This is a genomic window from Leucobacter soli, from assembly GCF_042659205.1.
Lineage (GTDB): Bacteria > Actinomycetota > Actinomycetes > Actinomycetales > Microbacteriaceae > Leucobacter > Leucobacter soli.
This window is the reverse complement of the sequence record NZ_JBHSRW010000271.1, coordinates 1-2,817: the sequence shown is the minus strand read 5'-3', so window position 1 is coordinate 2,817 and position 2,817 is coordinate 1. Positions and strand designations below refer to the sequence as shown.

2 protein-coding genes are annotated in these 2,817 nt (G+C 71.4%); one reads left to right on the top strand and one right to left on the bottom strand.

Annotated elements, in window-relative coordinates:
* The coding region (locus ACFPZL_RS11975; RefSeq protein ID WP_382335577.1) for a LysR family transcriptional regulator at nt 1-855 on the bottom strand (855 nt) is incomplete at its 3' end.
* 121 nt (nt 856-976) lie between these two features.
* On the opposite strand from ACFPZL_RS11975, the gene ACFPZL_RS11970 reads away from it, so the two are divergent.
* Nucleotides 977-2,626 carry an aminotransferase class I/II-fold pyridoxal phosphate-dependent enzyme gene (locus ACFPZL_RS11970; protein WP_218115168.1) on the top strand — a complete coding sequence of 550 codons (1,650 nt, stop codon included), beginning with the start codon at nt 977-979 and terminating at the stop codon, nt 2,624-2,626.
* Nucleotides 2,627-2,817: the final 191 nt, after the last annotated feature.

The window sequence follows — 2,817 nt, the reverse complement described above, 5'->3', positions numbered from 1 at the left end:
CGGGCCCCCGGGGGTGGCGGGCGCTGCGAGCAGGATCTCGCGTGCGAAGCGCGGATCGGTGATCGGGCGCAGGATCGCACCCGCCGGGACCGATCCGATGGCGAGGCGCGGGATGAGCGCCACACCGAGGCCGGCGGCGACGAGGCCGAGGGCGACGGCGTAGTCGTCGGTGCGGATCCCGGCGTCGAAGTGCCGGCCCTCGCCGGTGAAGGCATCGACGACCACCTCGTCGAGGGTGTCGCCGGGTGTCGCGCTGAAGACCCACGGGTCCTCGCTCAGATCGAGCAGCGCCTCGGTGGTGAAACTCTGGCGCCCGGCCTCGGGATGGCTCGCGGGCAGCGCGAGCATGAGGGGGTCGGTGAGCAGCGGAGTGGTGTGGACCTCGGTGCGGAACTGCAGCGGGTAGCCGCTGGCGGTGTAGACGAGCGCGGCGTCGACCGTGCGCTGGTTCACGCGGGCGACGAGCGGTGAGATCTCCTCGAGGATCACGTCGAGCTCGATGCCGACTTCGGCGAGGCGCGCGGCGATGCCGGGCAGCAGGCGCGCGGCGGCGGTGGGGAAGGAGCCGAAGCGGAGCCTCGTACGGCCGACCTGCGCGAACTCGCGGACGTCGGCGAGGGCGCGATCGGAGAGCGCGAGGAGCTCGTCGCCGCGCTCGAGCATCAGCGCTCCGGCGGAGGTGAGCGCACTGCCGCGGGCGCTCCGCATGGTGAGTGCGCTGCCCACGAGACGGTCCAGGGCCTTGAGGTGGTAGTCGACGGTCGGCTGGCTCCAGCCGAGCCGTTTGGCCGCCCGGGCGACGGAGCCCTCGGCGGCGACTGCGGCGAGGGCCTGCAACTGTCTCGGGTCGAGCATCTTCGCCTCATTCCATCTGGAGCCCATAGCAAGGAATTCCCATCCTAGTTCCATATGCCATCTGGTGGGTAGGAGGGGTTTCGGGATTCCCCTCGCGAGGGATCCACGGGACGCTAGATGAATGCTCCACGTCGAACGCACAGAGAACGACCAAGACGCCTTCGCGCCGGGACCGCGCGTCGCCGGGCTGCGGGGGCACGCCATCCGCAGCGGCGTGCGGAGCAGCGATTCCGAGACGGACGCGCAGTGCCCGCAGAGCGATGCCCAGTGCCGCACGCCCTACCTCGACGCGGTGGCCGGCCTTGCCGATTCCCATCCACTGCAGATCATGGTGCCCGGGCACGGTGGCACCGCGGACCACGGCGGCCATCACCTGGCCGACGTGTACGGCGAGCGCATGGTGCAGCTCGACGTGCCGCTGATGCTCGAGGGCGTCGACCTCGGAGACGATTCCCCGCTGAACGAGTCGCTCGCCCTCGCCGCCGAGGCGTGGGGCGCCCGCCGGACCTGGTGGCTCACCAACGGTGCATCGCAGGGCAACCGCACCGCGGCATTCGCCGTGCGCGGGCTGGGCGAGCGGGTGCTGATGCAGCGCAGCTCGCACTCGAGCTTCACCGACGGCGTGCTGCTCGCCGGGCTGATCCCGGCCTTCGTGAACCCGAACGTCGACCAGCAACACGGCATCGCGCACGGGCTCACCCCCGAGATGCTCGAGGAGGCGCTGCGCGCCGAGGCCGAGGCCGGCCGGGCCGTGCAGAGCGTCTACGTCGTCTCGCCGAGCTACTTCGGCTCCACCGCCGACGTCGCCGGGCTCTCGCGCGTGGCGCACGCCTACGACGCCGCGCTCATCGTCGACGGCGCCTGGGGCGCGCACTTCGGATTCCACCCGGACCTGCCGGAGTCGCCGGCGCGGCTCGGGGGCGACCTCGTCATCTCGAGCACGCACAAGCTGGCAGGATCCCTCACCCAGTCCGCCATGCTGCACCTCGGCGAGGGGCCCTTCGCGGAACGCCTGGAACCGCTCGTGAAGCGCGCTTACACGATGACCGCCTCGACTTCGGCGAGCTCGATCCTGATGGGGTCTCTGGATGCGGCGCGGCACGCGCTCGTGCACGGCGGCGAGCAGATCTCCGAGTCCGTGAAGATCTCGGAGGAGTTCCGCGAGCGGCTTCGCGCCGACTCCCGCTTCTCCGTGATCAGCGACGGCTTCGACGCGTTCCCCGACATCGTCGCCACCGACCCGTTGCGGGTGCCGATAGACGTCTCCGCGCTCGGCCAGAGCGGCCACTGGGTGCGCGACCGTCTGATCGCCGACCACAACGTCTACTTCGAGATGTCGACCGGGACGAGCATCGTCGCGGTGATCGGCGCGCTCGCCACCCCGGATCTCGAGCGGATCATGGACGCGCTCACGGCGGTCGCCGATCAGGCCGACGCGCTGCGGGCCGCGGGTGGGGTCGCCGATCAGAACGGGTTCCCGCCGCTGCCGGCCGCCGGCGTGCTGCGCATGATCCCGCGCTCGGCCTTCTTCGGCGAGAGCGAGATCGTGCCCGCTTCCGAGGCCGTCGGCCGGGTCTCCTCCGACACGCTCGCCGCCTATCCGCCCGGCATCCCGAACCTCGTCCCCGGTGAGGAGATCACCGAGGAGACGGTCTCGTTCCTGCAGGCCGTCGCAGGATCGCCCACGGGCTACGTGCGCGGCGCGGTGGATCCGCGGGTGGCGCAGTTCCGCGTGGTCCGCGATCCGGTGACGGCTTCGCAGCAGGGCTGACGCCGCCGCCCGCGCCTCGCGTTCGCGTCGGCGATGCGGCTCCGGTCACCGGCCGGTGAACGCGGGGCGGCGCTTCTCCACGAACGCCGCCGTTCCCTCTGCCATGTCCTCCGTGCCGAAGCAGGCGGTGAACTCGATCACGCGAACGCCCTTCGACGTGACGATGAGGCCGCAGTAGAGCAGGCCGATGA

What these genes read in the sequence shown, in the direction of transcription:
- ACFPZL_RS11970 (WP_218115168.1), top strand. Translation starts at nt 977, where the DNA reads ATGCTCCACGTCGAACGCACAGAGAACGACCAAGACGCCTTCGCGCCG.